Raw genomic sequence first — 17,064 nt, 5'->3', positions numbered from 1 at the left:
TATATAACTCCGACATCAAGCAAGACACTCCTTTACTAATATTATTGCTGATATTTTACCATAAAATTTTTTTATATTCAAGTATAATTTAAGATGCTCATATATTTAAATTTATTTTATTTCTTTACAATTGAAATTAAATTTCATTAATTGCTTTAATCAAAATTTAAAAATACATTATTTACATTAGAGATGATTACCCTATGCTTCTTCTTATAAAGTACACTATTGTACAAATCAGATGCAATTTTTTTAATTCTATATTATAATATTGTCACAAGCATCCAAATAAATAGTACTAACTAAAAGAATTATAAACTACAAATCTTAAGGGGTTACTCTATGGAAAATAATACAATACAAGAACAATTATGTGATTTATCAAAGAAAATCTGGCACATTTATATTTTAAATCCAGACGAGGATGGCTTACAATTTATCATGTCTTTATTAGATGATAATTTTACATTGTTTGGAACAGGAAAACATGAATTCTATACATCATTAGAGAACTTCATTATAAATCTTGAAAAAGACCAAATAGAATCAGAAGAAATAAATTTTAAAATTATAGATGAGTGGTACTCATGTACTAAAGTTACAAATGAAACTTTTATAGTATATGGAACTCTATGGGTAATAGAAGAAGAGTACTTAGAAAGAGACATCTATGTAGAAATGGATACTCGATTTACTATGGTATATAAAGTTATAGATGGTAAAATCACACTGCTCCATATACACCATTCTATTCCAAACTTTGATCAGGTAAAAGATGAATACTATCCTAAAACAATAACTGAAAAAGCAAAAGAAGCTCTAGCTATGGCTAATGAATTTAAGTTGAAATCAGAAAAAGACCTTATGACTGGATTATATAATCGTCATTTTTTTGAAGTACATATAAAAGAAATGCTAGAAACTACTTCATGTGGGTATTTTTATATTTTTGATTTAGATAATTTTAAGCAAATAAATGATATATTTGGTCATATTAGAGGAGATGAAATATTAATACAATTTGCTAATGTTTTGACTAAAGTGTTTACCAATAATGCTATTATTGGAAGACTTGGAGGAGATGAATTTGCTGTATTTGAATATATCAATCAGTCTAAGGAAGATGTTGAAAATAAAGCAAAAAAAGTTGCAAAGTTATGTTCTGATATCAATTCTTGCTCTATAGGCATATCAAGACTAGAAAGCAACTTAGATACGTTTCAATCTTTATATAAACAATCTGATTATGCTCTATATTATACAAAAAGAAACAACAAAGGAAAATTTAGTTGGTTTTAAGCAGTATTATTTGATGTATTTGTAATATGAATGCTAAAGGAACATAAAAAGTACACAGACACAGAGCCGATATACTGCTATCGCCAACAAGTTTATCGGCTCTGTATCTGTTCATCTGACTATCTGATAACTAGAACTTCAATAAATAAGCAGCCTTTCAATCCATCAACAAATGAATAAATATGGCAAAACAACTGCACTCAGGTTTGAAATATCTTATTTATTTTTAGAATATTTTTTAATGATTTTATTTGTTTTTGTAATGTTTTTGAATTTCTTTTCCTTCTCTGCCAAATAGTTGCCCATTCACCATTTTTTCTCACCCATACTCCAATGTGTTCCATATTACCATCACAATCTGTGGCACAGTTACTAGGAATAATATCCACATGAAACTGTGTAGGCAATGAGTACAGTGATTTCTATGTTGTGTACCAGAGCCTTCTAGAACTACAAAGCAACCACACTTTTTGCAAATAAAATTATCTAGACAGGTGTTATCCTGATAACAAGTTCACTTTCTATTTGTATAATTCATTTTTAAATCCTCCATATCTTGTATTTTCTACAAAAAAAGCCCACAGATACTTATATCTACCTTTTTATGTGGTATACATATTTACCTACACAAAAATAGAAAACTCCTGTAGACTGGAAAATTTAATCTTTTCTATTTCAACATAATTATATTCAAAATAACTCTATGTAAAATTAATAAAGGTATAGCAAATTAAAGCCCACTACACCACAATTTAACAAAGTAATATGTAATAATATTATTATTTGTTGTCATATGTTAGTTATCTATAAATGCTGAGCAAGACACTCATTCACTAATATTATTACTGATACTTTACTATAAAATATTTTTATATTCAAGTGTAGTTTAACATACTCATATATTTAGGTTTGTCTCATTCCTTTATTCTATAGCATTTAGGAGTCTTTTCAAATCTAATATTCACTTAATATTAATTTTTTATAATAAGTATTTTTTATATTTTTCCTTATGGCAGTACATAAAGATAATTCTATAAATTTGTTATTTCATAACATTGTTCCAAAAATATAATACAAGTACTACTTATTTGATTCAATCCATTTTCTTCTATTGGAAAATGCCCTGCACCTTCAAGCATCGTAATCTTTTTATTACCTGTTAATCGGTCAAAAAACAGTTTACTTAATGATACATATTTCCAATAGACGTATGAGCTTTTTTCGCTATAGTTCTCATAGAAGAATTTTCATAACCTTTTTTTAAAAATTCGTTTGTTGCAACTTCTGCAATTTTCTTTTCTATTTCTTCTTTTTTTATTTGCATCTTTAGTAATCCTCCTAGAAATATCATACTTGCAGATAATAATAATTACAATGTATGTTCATTATTAAAAAACAGAATTTTAATTTTGTTCATTATTGAATTATGAAATAGAAAAAAAGGCTCCCTAATGGCTCTGCCCGATAAGGATGTTTTCCATCCTTGAGATTGGCCGTAGGATACACAGCGAGTATCCTACAGCTTTTCTCTGTTCTAAACTCTGCCGACAAAGTTGAAATAGACCTCAACCTGCTGGGTGTAATTTTTCTTCTTCCGTGGCTCGCTGCGCTCATAAACAACGATTTTTTCGATAAACTCTCGCACGAGTTCGGACGTCAGCTCCCGAATATCAGTGTACTTTTCCACGATTTTAAGAAAGCGGTCGGCGTTGAGCAGCTTATCCTGCTCGGCGTCGATTTCTGCCTTTGCGGACGATTTATGGCATTTACCGCATTGCATCAAGACTATATGCTTTATTACCTACTGACCGGCACGGCGATTGCGCCTACCAAAAACGGCAAAGCTGATTTTGAAGCCATAGACAAAATGGAGCTTGCAGACAAAAAAGAACAGCTTGCCGCAATCGACAAGCTGAACCCCAAGGGCGCAAATATTGTGAGCTTCACCATTCTACAAAGCCTCAATGAATTTCTGTATTTTGAATTTACAGAATTACTCAAGCAGGGTTTGCGTGTGCGAAAGTGCCGCAACTGCGGCCGATATTTCGTTCTCAAATCCAAGCACGAAACCTTTTACTGTGACCGAACGGCAGAAAACGGACTCACATGTAAGGCAATCGGCAACAAAGCGGAGTATCTGAAAAAGCTGGCGGAGGATGCACCGCTGCTCGATTATGAGCGGATTTACAAGGCGCATTACGCTAAGATGATGCGGGATGAAGCCAAAGAAATGCCCGCCGACGATAAGATTGGTGCGGCACGAAAAGCGTTCACTTTTTGGGCGGAAACGGCGAAAGAAGCAAGGCGGCAGTATGTGGCGGGGGGAATTTCAGAAACGGAATTTGCTAAAAGGCTTGAATTGCAATGACTTTTGTATTTCTTTTAGACGATATTTTTGGTATACTGAATTAGAAAGATACCCTCCTGCGATTTGGTGGTAGCGGCGGGATGGGTTCAATTTATATTAGACGAGGTCAAACTTATGAACATTCAAACGAAACGGTTAGTACTTTTGCCTGTTGAAAAAAAGCATAAACACGACATTTTCGCTAACTTCTCAAATGAGGTAACAACATACATGTTTCCTTGTCCTGCGAATAAAATAAGCGAAACTGAAAGTGTTATTGAAAATTTCACGAAACAACGCATTGATGGCACTGATTTTGTGTATGTGATTACACTTTCGGATACGGGTGAGTTTTTAGGAACATGCGGTTTGCACAAATTAAAAGGTGAAATTCCTGAACTTGGCATCTGGACAAAAATATCAGCTCATGGTAATTATTATGGCAGAGAAGCTATTGGTGGACTGATCGAGTATGCCGAAAATATGGGTATTAAAAAGCTGCTCTATCCTGTTGACAAACGAAATATTGCAAGCAAAAAAATACCGCTCTATTTTGGGGGTGTGCTATCCAGCGAGAAAGAAGTAATAACGCCGGATGGACGCAAATTATACCTTGAAGAATATATGATTGATACGAAATGTGGTGAAAAAAGTGAATGAGATAACAAACCGAATATTAAATAAGATTGGTAATCCAGAATTAACGGAGAAAATGGCTTCGTTGTCACAATCTGACCTGAATACATTGCTGCTTGAGATAATGAAGCAAAAAAATATATCTCCTCCAAATATGCTGAAAAGCTATGCGCTAAACCGTTTTTGCGTTCCGAGCGGTTGCGATGCCATAGATTATCACAAGTATGAAATTATGCTATTAGAGCTTGCAAAAAGTGTTGGTATTAAAAGCGTTATGCTTTCTCCCGTTGCACCGTTTGGTAACTGCTCTACATTTGGCTGTGTGGATCAAAACAATATAGTCAGTGCACTTCGTGGAACAGAAGTACTTGCTGACCCAACAAATATGCTCGCAACCATAATTGCGGATAAAATAAAAAATAAAGCACTTGATAATTCTACTGCCGCGCACTTTTGCACAACTGCAAGAACGACGAGAACTCAACCTCTTTTAAGCAAAAATCATTTTGCTCACTTCGGGATATTTTGCATTGTATCGACAGCTAAAGACACTGGCTCTTATTTGAGTGAGAAAGAAATACTTTTAAAGCAGCTTGAGTATTATAAGCTACTGTTACTCGAAAAGTATCATGCAAAAATGTCGGTCACTCTTAGAAAGCGTGGTGGCTATACCGATACCGATGGATTTTTTCAGAGAATGTCAGAACTGATACAAACCGAGCTACCTGATACACCGTTTGATTTTGATTTAGACCATGAGGATAATAATTATTACAAAGGAATCAATTTTAAGATTTATATGGAAAAAGACGGTGAAACCCTTGAAATTGGTGACGGTGGGTTTGTTGATTGGACGCAACAGATGTTATGCAATAAGCGAGAGAGATTGCTTATTAGCGGTATTGGAATTGAGCGAATTATGATGCTATAATCATATTATGAGCAATTTGCTGTGTGCCACTCTCGTTGGCTGCTTTTCGAGAGTATCGAGATAATCTACACAAACAAGCCGCCACACCAACTTTTTACGGTTAGTGCAGCGGCTGTTTTTAAGTGTAAATCAGTTCTGCAAACACAATTTCATCGGCTATCGTCTGTGCCTGTGTCCGTAGCCTAATGCGCTCCATCGTATCCTCAAGGGTCATTGGGTGGGCTGTGAGCCAGTCTGCCTGTATCCGCTCGGAACGGTCAAAGGCGGTCTTATCAATCTGCTTACAATGTTCTGCCAGTTTGCCTGTCAAAAACAATTCCCGATACATCCCAAACTTATACTTATGTAGATACCGTAATCGAAATAAACCATATTTACTTAAATCGTTTTCTATGTTTTCCATTCCAGTTTCAATGTTCGGATAAAGCAACCCATTAATACCAATATATTCCAAGTCAATCATCATCGCCCACCTCCAAAATCTCTAACATCAGCTTTGCCCCCAGCTTGAAGCCATCAATAAAAGACTGTGTAGCATACATGGAAGTCGCATCGGAATCTTTGGAAAGAAACTCATCGAGCTCCGCTTTCATTGGTTCGCATAGAGCTTATCCTCAAGGGCATCGTGAGCCTTCATGGCAATCTCTCTTGCGGCTTTATATCCGCCAAGTCGAATCCTCGTCCGCTCGCCTGGGCAAATATCCCCATTATAAAGCAATTCAATTGTCTGTTGCATTATCTCGCCTACTTCACCTATTATGGTAAGCGATAAATGCTTGCGCGTCCAGACCGGAATCCCAGACAAAGATTTAACGATTTAAAGTGATTTATCCGGCAATAGTACAGCAAAAAGCCATTGGAACCGTCTGTAAAGATAGTTTCAATGGCTTTTTGGTTTTGTGTGAAATGGATGCTTACAATTTACTTGGAACCGTTTGGCTGTATGCCTTGCTGTTACTTGGTTTGTAAACATCCTTATCACAGAGAGCCTAAAGAGCCTTTCCTGTTTTATTATTTAAATCTTAATATATACATTACTATTGCTTGATTATCTTAGCTACAGTTTCCACATGTGTAGAATGAGGGAACATATCTACAGGTTGTACCTCAATACATTTAAATCCATGCATATTTAGATAATCTAAATCCCTTGCTAAAGTAGAAGGATTACAAGAAACATAAACAATTCTCTCAGGATTCATTGAAACAATTGTATCTAAAACCTTTTCGTCACAACCCTTTCTAGGTGGGTCTACAACTACAACATTAGCAGTCTTACCCTCACTATACATCTTAGGAACAACCTCTTCTGCCTTACCCACATAGAATTCAGCATTATGTATATTGTTTAATCTAGCATTTACCTTAGCATCTTTTATAGCATCTTCTATAATTTCTATTCCATAAACTTTTTTAGCCTTTTGCGCTAAAAATAAAGAGATTGTACCTATACCACAATAAATATCAAAAACAGTATCAGTATCCTTTAAATCTGCATATTCAAGAGCTTTATCATATAATACCTTAGTTTGTATAGGATTTACTTGGAAAAATGACAATGGAGAAATCTCAAATACTAAATCTCCTATATAATCATTTATTTTACCATCTCCATACACAACTATATTCTCTTTTCCAAGAATGGCATTTGTATTTTTTTCATTTATATTTACAACTAAAGTCTTAAATCCAGGTATATTTTCCTTTAATACTGAAGCTAATTCTTTAAGATATGGAAGTCTGTTTCCATTTGCGACTAATACAACCATTACTTCTTTAGTTGTAAATCCAATTTTTGTCACCAAATGTCTAATTACTCCAGTCTGAGCCTTTTCATCATATATGCTTACCTTATAAGCTCTTATATATGTTTTTATTATCTTAACAATTTTATCATTTAGTTCATGTTGTATTACACATTTTTCTGTCGATATTACATCGTGAGTCTTCTTTTTGTAAAAACCAATAATAGGAACTCCATTGTTCTTTTGTATTGGAAATTGAGCTTTATTTCTATATCTATATGGCTTCTCCATGCCTATAGTATCATGAACTACCACATCATCCAACTTACCTATTCTTGTAAGCACTTGTTTAACTTCATTTGTTTTCATTTCAAGTTGTTTATTATAGTCTAAATCTTGTATTTGGCACCCTCCACAATCCTTAAAATTGTCACTACACACTCTTTTTACTCTAAATGGAGACTTCTCTATTATTTCAACAATGTCTCCTACAGCATAATTTTTCTTGACCTTATTAATTTTAACTTTAACTTTATCTTGTATTAATCCGCCCTCTACAAAAACTGTAATACCATTGTACTTTCCAACGCCTACTCCAGCCTGTCCAATGTCTACTATATCTACAATATACATCTCGTTTTTTGAAAGCATAAATCACCCTCCAATCACTATATTAAATTTAAATTCTTACAAATTCTTTTCTTTAAATATATATTAAAATCTTGCTATTAACTAAACTATATTTTTTACTAAGCTACAATATTTTATTTTACCAAAAAAAAAGGAGCTTATAAAGCCCCTTGACAAAATAAATTTATTATTTTCTTATAAAACTCTAGTTGAACCTCTATATATTACACCTCTTGATGCATCCACTGTTACAACTTCTCCATCTTTTACTAGATTAGTTATATCATTTGCAGACACAATAACTGGGATATCTAAATTTATTCCTACGATAGCTGTATGTGATGTCATTCCACCATTTTCAGTTACTACAGCTCCTGCTTTCTCTATATAATTGTTCATTTCAGCATCAGTAGCTGTAGAAACTAATATATCTCCTTTATTGAAGTCTACACAAGTATCTCCATTTTTTATTATACGAACTTTACCTTCTACTGTTTGATTACCTACACCTATACCTTGAACAATTTCTTCACTTATTACATGAACCTTTATTAAGTTAGTAGTTCCGCTTACTCCTACTGGTACTCCAGCAGTTATAACCACTAGTTCTCCATTATCTATATAATCTGCTTGTCTAGCTGCTTCTATTGCTTTTTCTATAACTTCATCTGTATTTCCTGCAACAGAAGATTTAACTGGATAAACTCCCCATGTAAGAGCTAGTTTATTCATAGTTTTTTCATTATTTGTAGTAGCTATTATTGGAGATTTTGGTCTAAATTTAGACACCATTCTAGCAGTATAACCTGAAGAAGTAGATGTTATTATAGATGATGCATCTAAATCTACAGCTGTTGTACAAGTAGCATGGCTTATTGCATCTGTTACTGTAACATTATTAGTACCATTTTCCTTTAACAATCTATCATAATCCAAAGTTTCTTCTGTTCTTTTTGCTATTGTAGCCATCATTTTTACAGCTTCTACAGGATATTTCCCAGCAGCAGTTTCTCCAGATAACATTATTGCATCTGTTCCATCATATATAGCATTAGCTACGTCTGTAACTTCTGCTCTTGTTGGTCTTGGATTTCTTATCATAGAATCAAGCATTTGTGTAGCAGTTACAACTGGTTTTGCTAATTCATTGCATTTTTTTATCATCATTTTCTGAACTATTGGCATTTCTTCAGTAGGTATTTCAACACCTAAATCACCTCTAGCTACCATTATACCATCAGAAACTTTTAATATTTCATCTAAGTTTTCTACACCTTCTTGATTTTCTATCTTAGATATAATTTGTATATCAGTTGCATTGTTATTTTCTAAAATTTCTCTTATTGCTAGTACATCAGATGCTTTCCTTACAAATGAGGCAGCTATATAGTCTATACCTTGGCTTATTCCAAATTCTATGTCGCTTATATCTTTAGGAGTTATTGCTGGTAAATTTATTTTTACACCAGGCACATTTACCCCTTTATGATTTTTTACTATTCCAGAATTTTCAACGATACATACTATATCTTCGCCATTTATTTCTTTTACTCTTAAACCAACTAAGCCATCATCTATTAGTATAGAATCTCCTACTTTAACATCTTCCGCAAGACCCTTATAACTTACTGTACATATTTCTTTAGTTCCTACAACATCTTTCATAGTTATAGTAAATTTTTGTCCTTCTTCTAAAGATACCTCTGGGTCTGCAAAATTACCTGTTCTAATTTCTGGACCTTTAGTGTCTAATAATATAGCAACTGGTTTATTTAGTTTTTCTCTAACTTTTTTTGCCATATCTATTCTTTCCTTGTGTTCTTCATGTGAACCATGGGAAAAGTTAAATCTGCACACATTTAGACCATTTTGCATAAGTTGAGTTAAAACTTCTTCACTTTGTGATGCTGGCCCTAGTGTACAAACAATTTTTGTTTTCTTTACATTATTTAACATATTTGCTCCTCCTGAAATATTATTTCACAGATTTATTTTAAATACTAAGATTTATATAGATAATATTTTTGCCATTTCATAAGCTTCTTTATCAAAAACCTTCTTTTGAGATAAAGCTTCACTTATTTCTAAGTCAATTATTTTGTTTTCTTTTATTCCGACAACTCTAGCTGACTTTCCATCTAGTAGTAATTCTACAGCTCTTACACCAAGTCTGCTTGCTAGTATTCTATCAAATACAGTTGGGCTTCCTCCTCTTTGAACATGACCTAATACAGTTACTCTTAAATCTGCTCCTGATTCTTTTTTAAGTTCCTTCTCTAAATCGCTAGCACTTCCAACTCCTTCTGCCAACACGATTATACTATGTCTCTTACCTCTTTTTTGAGTAGTCTTTAATCTTAAAGCAACTTCATCTACTTTAACCTCTACTTCTGGTACTATTATAGTTTCAGCTCCTCCTGCAAGACCTGCATATAAGGCTAAATCTCCACAGTGTCTTCCCATAACTTCTACTATATTAACTCTTTCATGAGATGATGATGTATCTCTTATTTTACCTATAGCATCTATAATAGTATTCATTGCAGTGTCAAATCCTATAGTATAATCTGTATATGCTAAGTCATTATCTATAGTTCCTGGTATACCTATAGCTGGAAATCCTAAGTCACTAAGTTTTTGAGCTCCTGTAAATGAACCGTCTCCTCCAATTACTACTAAGCAGTCAATTTTATACTTTTTAAGAATTTTTACTGCCTTTAATCTACCTTCTTCTGTTTTGAATTCTTCACATCTAGAAGATTTTAATATAGTTCCTCCTCTGTGTATAATATCCCCAACAGAAGATAAGTTCATTTCAGTTAAATCTTCTTCCAACAATCCCTTATATCCTCTATTGATTCCATATACTTTGCATCCATAATATATTGCTGACCTTACAACCGCTCTAATTGCAGCATTCATTCCTGGAGCATCTCCTCCACTTGTTAGTAATCCTATAGTTTTCATTTTTTACCTCCTTGGATTTTATGTCAAATTTTTATTATAATCATTCTTATCATATCTTAATGGACTTTTTTCGTCCCTATATCATTTTTCAATCCCATCAAGACTAAAAAAATTAAATGTCCTTAAATGTCCATTTTGTGATATTATATCACAAAACGGACAATATTTTTCATATTATTATAATATATTTAGATTTTTATCCAAAAAATTAAGCTTTTATCTTTATGTTATCCTTAGGAAGTAATCTTTCTAAATTGTTTATAAATTCATCACATATAAAGGTGGATACTCCTGTCATTTTATATGCTTTGCGCTTACCATTTATATTTTCATCCATAGGATATAAGTATATACTGTCATTGCCTGGATATTGCTTTGCTATTTCTATAATATTGTAAGTTGTATCTGTGTCAGACATACTATCTATTTTTAAATACAGTTTTTTTCCACTTTCTAACTTCACATTTTGTACATTTTTAGTTCTTACTGAATTATATTTTTTAGCTTCAAAGTCAGTATTGTCTTTTATATCTTTTATTTCTCTAGCTATAAGTTTTGCATTTTCGCCTTCTTTTATACTTAATGTTCCTTTTACATAAATTATATTATCTTCGTTTAAAATAACATTATATTTTTGTAATAACTGAGGAAAAACTATTATTTCTATAGCACCATATAAATCTTCTAACTCAATAAATGCCATAATTTCATTTCTTTTTGTGGTTTTTATCGTTTTATTTACAATCATTCCACCCATTATTGCATCAGTTTCATTCATTTGTATATATGACTCTTCATCCTCTTTTAATGAATTTAACTTTCCATTATCTATAGATGTTTTTTCTTGTAATTCTTTTTCAAATTGCGATAAAGGATGCCCACTTACATACATTCCCAGAACTTCTTTTTCAAGATTAAGTTTCTCTCTTTCTTCATATTCTGGTCTTTTAGGTAAATTATATATTTGTTGAAAGTCACTATCTTCTTCACTATCTCCAAAAGCATCAAATAATGAAATTTGACCTTGAACATTTTTCTTTCTGTCCATAGAAACACTTTCTAATAAAGTTTCATAACCAGCCATCAGACTAGCTCTATTTTCACTTATATTATCAAAAGCTCCACATTTTATTAAGCTTTCTATTACTCTTTTATTTGTATCTTTTTGGTCTAATCTCTTAACTAAATCAACTAAGTCTATAAATAATCCCTTAGACTCTCTCTCATCAATTATATTATTTATTATATTTACACCAACATTTTTTACAGCAGCCAGACCAAATCTTATGTTGTCACCTTCAACCGAGAATTTTGAAAAACTTTTATTTATGTCTGGTGGCAACACATCTATATCTAATGCTTTACATTCTCTTATATATTCAACTACCTTATCAGTATTTCCCATAACACTAGTTATTAAAGCTGCCATAAACTCAACAGGATAATATGTTTTTAAATAAGCTGTCTCATATGCTAAAACTCCATATGCAGCTGCATGTGATTTATTAAATGCATAACGAGCAAAATCTATCATGTCATCAAATATTTTATTGGCTATTTCCTCTTCTACACCATTTCTAACACACCCTGCAATTTCTATGTTGCCATCTTCATCAAATTTCCCATGAATAAAATATTGTCTTTCTTCTTCCATTACATCCATTTTTTTCTTACTCATGGCTCTTCTAACCAAGTCACTACGACCATAACTATATCCACCTAAATCTCTAACAACTTGCATAACTTGTTCTTGATATACCAAACATCCATATGTAACTTCCATTATTGGTTTTAATTTCTCATGTAAGTATGTTACATCTTTTGGATTACTTTTATTTTTTATATACGCAGGTATAGAGTCCATTGGACCTGGTCTAAATAGGGATATTCCCGCTACAATATCTTCAAAATTATCTGGTTTCAGTTGTTTCATAAAACTTCTCATACCAGCACTTTCCAACTGAAACACTCCTAAAGTATTTCCAGATGAAAGCATTTCATATACCTTTGGATCATCATAGTCCATCTTTGAAAAATCTATATTTTCAGTGTAATTTTTTATTGTTCTATTCTTTTCTATTAAATCAAGTGCATCTCTTATAACTGTAAGTGTTCTTAATCCAAGAAAGTCCATCTTTAAAAGACCAAGTTCTTCAAGTGTTGTCATAGTAAATTGAGTTGTGATTGCATCTTGATGCTTGTACAGAGGTACATACTCATCTACAGGATTTTTGGATATAACAACTCCTGCTGCATGAGTGGAAGCATGTCTTAACATTCCCTCTATTTGCTTTGATATATTGATTATCTCTTTTGTTTCAGGGTCTTGGTCATATAAATCCTTAAGGTTTGGATTTGTATCTAATGCCTTATCTATAGTCATTCCTAAAGCAAATGGTATTTCTTTAGCTATCTTATCAACCTTATTGTAGCCTATATCTAATACTCTTCCAACATCTCTTATTGCGGCTTTTGCACCCATTGTTCCAAAAGTTATTATTTGTGCAACATGGTCATCACCATATTTTCGCTTTACATAGTCTATAACTTCTTCTCTTCTTTCATAGCAAAAATCTATATCTATATCTGGCATAGATATACGTTCTGGATTTAGAAAACGTTCAAATAGGAGAGAATATTTTATTGGGTCTATATCAGTTATCTTAAGTGTATATGCTACTATTGAACCTGCCGCACTACCTCTACCTGGTCCTACTATAATATTATTTTCTTTAGAGAAATTTATAAAGTCCCAAACTATTAAAAAGTATTCCACATAACCCATTTTTTCAATTACATCTAATTCATAGTTTAATCTATCTAGTATCTCACTATCAGGATTATCATATCTTTCTTTTAATCCATTAAAACACAATTCTCTTAAATAAGTTTCTGGCGTATATCCATCTGGAACATCATATTTAGGAAGATGTATAGTGTTAAAATCAAACTCTACATTACACATATCAGCTATTTTTACAGTATTATCAATAGCCTCTAGTGCATATGGGAATAACTCTTCCATTTCTTCTCTTGATTTCAGATAAAACTCATCACTTCCAAATCTCATTCTATTTGGGTCATTTACTGTTTTACCCATTTGAATACACATAAGAACATCATGTATTTTTGAATCTTCTTTATTTACATAGTGAACATCATTAGTAGCAACTAGTGGAATACCAGTCTCTTTTGATAATTTCACTAATCCAGAATTCACTTCTCTCTGTTCTGGTAAATTATGGTCTTGAATTTCTAAAAAGAAATTTTCTTCACCAAATATATCTTTGTAATCAATGGCAAACTTTTTTGCTTTTTCATAATTTCTATTCATCAAAGCACGTGCAACATCTCCTGCAAGACATGCAGAAAGTGCTACAATCCCTTCACAATGCTTTCTAAGTTCTTCCATATCGACTCTAGGCTTATAGTAGAAGCCTTCTACATATGAAGTTGAGACTATTTTTATCAAATTTTTATAGCCTTCCATATTCTTAGCTAACAAAACTAAATGTCCTTGATATTTATCATAATTAGGGTCTTTATCTCTTAATCCACGTGCAGCTGTATAAACTTCACACCCTATAATTGGTTTTATTCCTTCTTTTATAGCTGTTTTATAAAAATCTATAACACCAAACATACAGCCATGGTCAGTAATAGCAATTGAACTCATATTTAATTCTTTAGCTCTTTTTATAAGTTTTTTCACCCTCGAAAATCCATCAAGTAAACTATACTCGGTATGTACATGAAGATGAGCAAAATCTTTTTCCATTAAATCACCTCCTGTTTTATAAATTTAATTTTACCACAAATACATGTCTTAAAACAAAAACAGAGACTTTTATCTCAAAATAGGAATTAACTTCCACCTATAACCCTATATGTTGAAATTAATTCTTATTTTGAGATTGTCCCCTCAAATTTATTATAATGATTTTTTTTTCAAGTCTGTTGCGATTTCTTCTATTTTTCTAAGTCTATGATTGACACCAGATTTTCCTATTGGCGGGTCTAACATCTCTCCAAGCTCCTTGAGAGTCATATCTTCATACTCAATTCTAATCTTGGCTATTTCTTGTAAATTTTCTGGTAAGCTACTAATCCCTATAGTTTCTTGTATTAGTCTAATATTTTCTACTTGTCTTACGGCTGCATTTACTGTTTTAGAAAGGTTAGCTGTCTCGCAATTTACTATTCTGTTTACATTATTTCTCATTTCTTTTACTATTTTAGTATTTTGGAGACTTAAAAGAGCGTGGTGTCCTCCTATAATACTTAATAAATCGGATATTTGTTCACTCTCTTTAAGATAAACAACATAATTATTTTTTCTAGCCACAATTTTACTATTAAAGCCTAAAGAATTTATAAGTTCTTTTAATGAATCTGCAAAATCCTCATTGTTAGTTACAAATTCCATATGATAGTTTTTTTCTGGATCACTTATAGAACCTCCACCAAGAAAAGCTCCTCTTATAAAAGCTCTTTTACATCCCTCATGTTTAACCAAACTTTCTGGAACTCTATTTATAGTAAAAAATCCCTCTTTTTCTTCCAATACACCTAATTTTTTTAATAACATTTCTGAACCCATTTCACTTGTTACCATTAATACATAACTATTATTTCTCTTTAACATTTGATTTTTATTTACAGAAATTGTAGTATTTATGCTGAAATTCTTTTTTAATAACTTAAAGACTTTACGGGCTATTGAGTTTAATTCTGTTGTTATTTTTAAATTTAGTTTTTTATATCCAACAATTTGTATACTTCCCCCTGATTTAACTAGAGCTGACAGTTCAGCTATATTACAACATTCATTCTCAGATACAATTCTCGCTAGTTCATTTTTGGTTTCAGTTGAAAAAGACATATATATCACCCATTAACTAATTTTTCTTTAACCTTTTTTTTATTTCCTGCAAGGCAACCTTTATTATTTCCTTTTCATCATCATACCTAGCTAGGTCTACCACTCTATCTAGATGGATAAATTTAGCATCAATAAAGCCTTCCTCTTTTTGTGGAATAGTATCCATATTTTTTGCTTGCATTAAGTACCAAAAAACTGTTTTATGAACTGCTCTATTTTCATCCCAGTTTTCTTTGAATGTATAGTGTATTTCACCTAAATATTTCAATATATCTGCTTTTACTCCAGTTTCTTCGCTTACTTCACGTAATGCTGCCTCTTGGTTATTTTCCCCTTCTTCTACTTTTCCTTTGGGTAGCACCCAATCTCCATTGAACTTCCTTAGTAAAAGAATCGTATTGCCAAACAGGACTACACCACCAGCACTAACCTCTTCTCTCATCGATGTTCACTCCTTAAAACTAACATAATGATAAGGATTTCTACACTTTTTTTTAAAATCCTTTTTTACTAACTTTTGTTGTAATTATGATTTAGGGCTAACTCAATAACTATGTTAGATATATATTTTGCATCATGTCTTATATAATTATTTTTTATTTCAATCAAATTTTTTTCTACGGTTTTTATACCCATCTCTTTTAACTTATCTTTTTGTTTTTTATCTAGTAAAACCTGTTCTGCTCCATCTTGTTTATATAAATCAAGCATTCCTTCTGGCAATATTTCGTTATTTGCTATCACATAATCTATCAAATTATTGTCAGTATGCTTTATTATCGCATTAATATGTTCTAATACATTATATCCTTCTGTTTCCCCTGGTTGAGTCATTATATTTGATATATACACTTTTGGTGCTAGAGAGGCTTTAATGGCGTCTACAACACCATCTACAAGTAAGTTTGGTATTATACTAGTATATAAACTTCCAGGACCCATAATTATAATATCAGCATCATAAATAGATGCAATAACATCTCCTAATGGTTTAACATCTTTAGGATTTAAAAAAATCTCATCAATAGAACTTTTTTGATTTTTTGATTCTTCAGGTATACTAGATTCGCCATTTACTATTTCACCATTTTTTAATTTGGCAACTAAGTTTACATCTTCTAGTGTTACTGGCAAAACCCTACCTGTTATAGCAAAAATCTCACTTAATTTATACACAGCTTTTTCAAAGTTTCCATATAATCCATTCATAGCAGCTAAAAATAGATTCCCAAAACTTTGACCTTTTAAAAGTCCTTCTGTAAACCTATATTGCATAACTTCATTCATAGTTGGTTCTATATTTGCAAGTGCTAACAGGCAATTTCTTATATCTCCTGGTGGAAGCATTCCTAAGTCTTCTCTTAATACTCCTGAACCTCCACCATCATCAGCAACAGTAACAATCGCAGTTATATTCTGCGTAGAGTGTTTAAGCCCCCTCAGAAACACTGATTGACCAGTTCCTCCACCTATTACTACTACATTGGGGTCTCTATTTTCAATAACAGACCTCTGAAATAACCTTACTTTTTCATTTTTTGCTTTCTTATATATAAATAACGATACAATTAATGCAATCCAACCTAAAATTCCTACAATAATAAGTAATTTAGCCATGTTTGCCTCC

The 17,064-nt window shown here is 32.1% G+C and carries 15 protein-coding genes and 1 pseudogene; 4 read left to right on the top strand and 12 right to left on the bottom strand.

Annotated elements, in window-relative coordinates:
* Nucleotides 1–342 precede the first annotated feature (342 nt).
* Entirely contained in the window at nucleotides 343–1,299 is a 957-nt protein-coding gene (locus IR151_RS14450) for a diguanylate cyclase domain-containing protein (protein ID WP_227435629.1), read from the top strand.
* A 200-nt stretch (nucleotides 1,300–1,499) separates the two neighbouring features.
* On the opposite strand, the pseudogene IR151_RS14445 reads toward IR151_RS14450, so the two are convergent.
* From IR151_RS14445 to IR151_RS14435, 3 genes and pseudogenes are all read right to left on the bottom strand, one after another.
* Nucleotides 1,500–1,777: pseudogene (locus tag IR151_RS14445) on the bottom strand (RNHCP domain-containing protein).
* Nucleotides 1,778–2,482: 705 nt separating this feature from the next.
* A complete protein-coding gene (locus IR151_RS14440) occupies nucleotides 2,483–2,623 on the bottom strand; it encodes a TetR family transcriptional regulator (RefSeq protein WP_227435620.1) in 141 nt (46 codons plus the stop codon).
* Between the two features lie 210 nt (nucleotides 2,624–2,833).
* A complete protein-coding gene (locus IR151_RS14435) occupies nucleotides 2,834–3,079 on the bottom strand; it encodes a DUF4368 domain-containing protein (protein ID WP_227435618.1) in 246 nt (81 codons plus the stop codon).
* Between IR151_RS14435 and IR151_RS14430 the strand changes: the two genes are divergently transcribed.
* From IR151_RS14430 to IR151_RS14420, 3 genes are all read left to right on the top strand, one after another.
* Nucleotides 3,059–3,667 (top strand): DUF6076 domain-containing protein, encoded by a 609-nt coding sequence (locus tag IR151_RS14430; RefSeq protein WP_413927367.1) that lies wholly within the window; start codon nucleotides 3,059–3,061, stop codon nucleotides 3,665–3,667. The two genes, IR151_RS14435 and IR151_RS14430, sit on opposite strands and share 21 nt — an antisense overlap.
* A gap of 114 nt (nucleotides 3,668–3,781) precedes the next feature.
* Nucleotides 3,782–4,306, top strand: coding sequence for a GNAT family N-acetyltransferase (locus IR151_RS14425; protein WP_227435616.1), 525 nt, complete (start codon nucleotides 3,782–3,784; stop codon nucleotides 4,304–4,306).
* Nucleotides 4,299–5,213 (top strand): hypothetical protein, encoded by a 915-nt coding sequence (locus tag IR151_RS14420; RefSeq protein ID WP_227435614.1) that lies wholly within the window; start codon nucleotides 4,299–4,301, stop codon nucleotides 5,211–5,213. The genes IR151_RS14425 and IR151_RS14420 overlap by 8 nt, the downstream gene beginning before the upstream one ends.
* Before the next feature lie 118 nt (nucleotides 5,214–5,331).
* On the opposite strand, the gene IR151_RS14415 is transcribed toward IR151_RS14420, so the two are convergent.
* The 9 genes from IR151_RS14415 to IR151_RS14380 form a co-directional block, all read right to left on the bottom strand.
* Nucleotides 5,332–5,676 (bottom strand): TnpV protein, encoded by a 345-nt coding sequence (locus tag IR151_RS14415; protein WP_227435613.1) that lies wholly within the window; start codon nucleotides 5,674–5,676, stop codon nucleotides 5,332–5,334.
* Entirely contained in the window at nucleotides 5,669–5,806 is a 138-nt protein-coding gene (locus IR151_RS20515; RefSeq protein ID WP_413927234.1) for a DUF6809 family protein, read from the bottom strand. The genes IR151_RS14415 and IR151_RS20515 overlap by 8 nt, the downstream gene beginning before the upstream one ends.
* Before the next feature lie 444 nt (nucleotides 5,807–6,250).
* Nucleotides 6,251–7,609: a 23S rRNA (uracil(1939)-C(5))-methyltransferase RlmD gene (rlmD, locus tag IR151_RS14410; protein ID WP_227435610.1), complete on the bottom strand. Its 1,359-nt coding sequence runs from the start codon at nucleotides 7,607–7,609 to the stop codon at nucleotides 6,251–6,253.
* A gap of 174 nt (nucleotides 7,610–7,783) precedes the next feature.
* The gene (gene pyk / locus IR151_RS14405) at nucleotides 7,784–9,544 is read right to left on the bottom strand and encodes a pyruvate kinase (RefSeq protein ID WP_227435607.1); all 1,761 of its coding nucleotides are present in this window, start codon (nucleotides 9,542–9,544) and stop codon (nucleotides 7,784–7,786) included.
* A gap of 51 nt (nucleotides 9,545–9,595) precedes the next feature.
* Nucleotides 9,596–10,555 carry a 6-phosphofructokinase gene (gene pfkA, locus IR151_RS14400; RefSeq protein WP_227435605.1) on the bottom strand — a complete coding sequence of 320 codons (960 nt, stop codon included), beginning with the start codon at nucleotides 10,553–10,555 and terminating at the stop codon, nucleotides 9,596–9,598.
* A gap of 208 nt (nucleotides 10,556–10,763) precedes the next feature.
* Nucleotides 10,764–14,333 (bottom strand): DNA polymerase III subunit alpha, encoded by a 3,570-nt coding sequence (locus IR151_RS14395; protein ID WP_227435603.1) that lies wholly within the window; start codon nucleotides 14,331–14,333, stop codon nucleotides 10,764–10,766.
* Between the two features lie 153 nt (nucleotides 14,334–14,486).
* Nucleotides 14,487–15,437: a DNA-binding protein WhiA gene (whiA, locus tag IR151_RS14390; RefSeq protein WP_227435601.1), complete on the bottom strand. Its 951-nt coding sequence runs from the start codon at nucleotides 15,435–15,437 to the stop codon at nucleotides 14,487–14,489.
* A gap of 16 nt (nucleotides 15,438–15,453) precedes the next feature.
* Complete coding sequence (locus IR151_RS14385) at nucleotides 15,454–15,879, bottom strand: NUDIX hydrolase (RefSeq protein WP_003416968.1); 426 nt, start codon at nucleotides 15,877–15,879, stop codon at nucleotides 15,454–15,456.
* A gap of 68 nt (nucleotides 15,880–15,947) precedes the next feature.
* On the bottom strand, nucleotides 15,948–17,054 hold the full coding sequence (locus tag IR151_RS14380) for a gluconeogenesis factor YvcK family protein (RefSeq protein ID WP_227435600.1): 1,107 nt from the start codon (nucleotides 17,052–17,054) through the stop codon (nucleotides 15,948–15,950).
* Nucleotides 17,055–17,064: the final 10 nt, after the last annotated feature.

The sequence above is a fragment of the Clostridioides sp. ES-S-0006-03 genome (assembly GCF_020662275.1).
GTDB lineage: Bacteria > Bacillota > Clostridia > Peptostreptococcales > Peptostreptococcaceae > Clostridioides.
The sequence above is the reverse complement of the archived record's forward strand: the minus strand, read 5'-3'. Positions and strand labels throughout refer to the sequence as shown.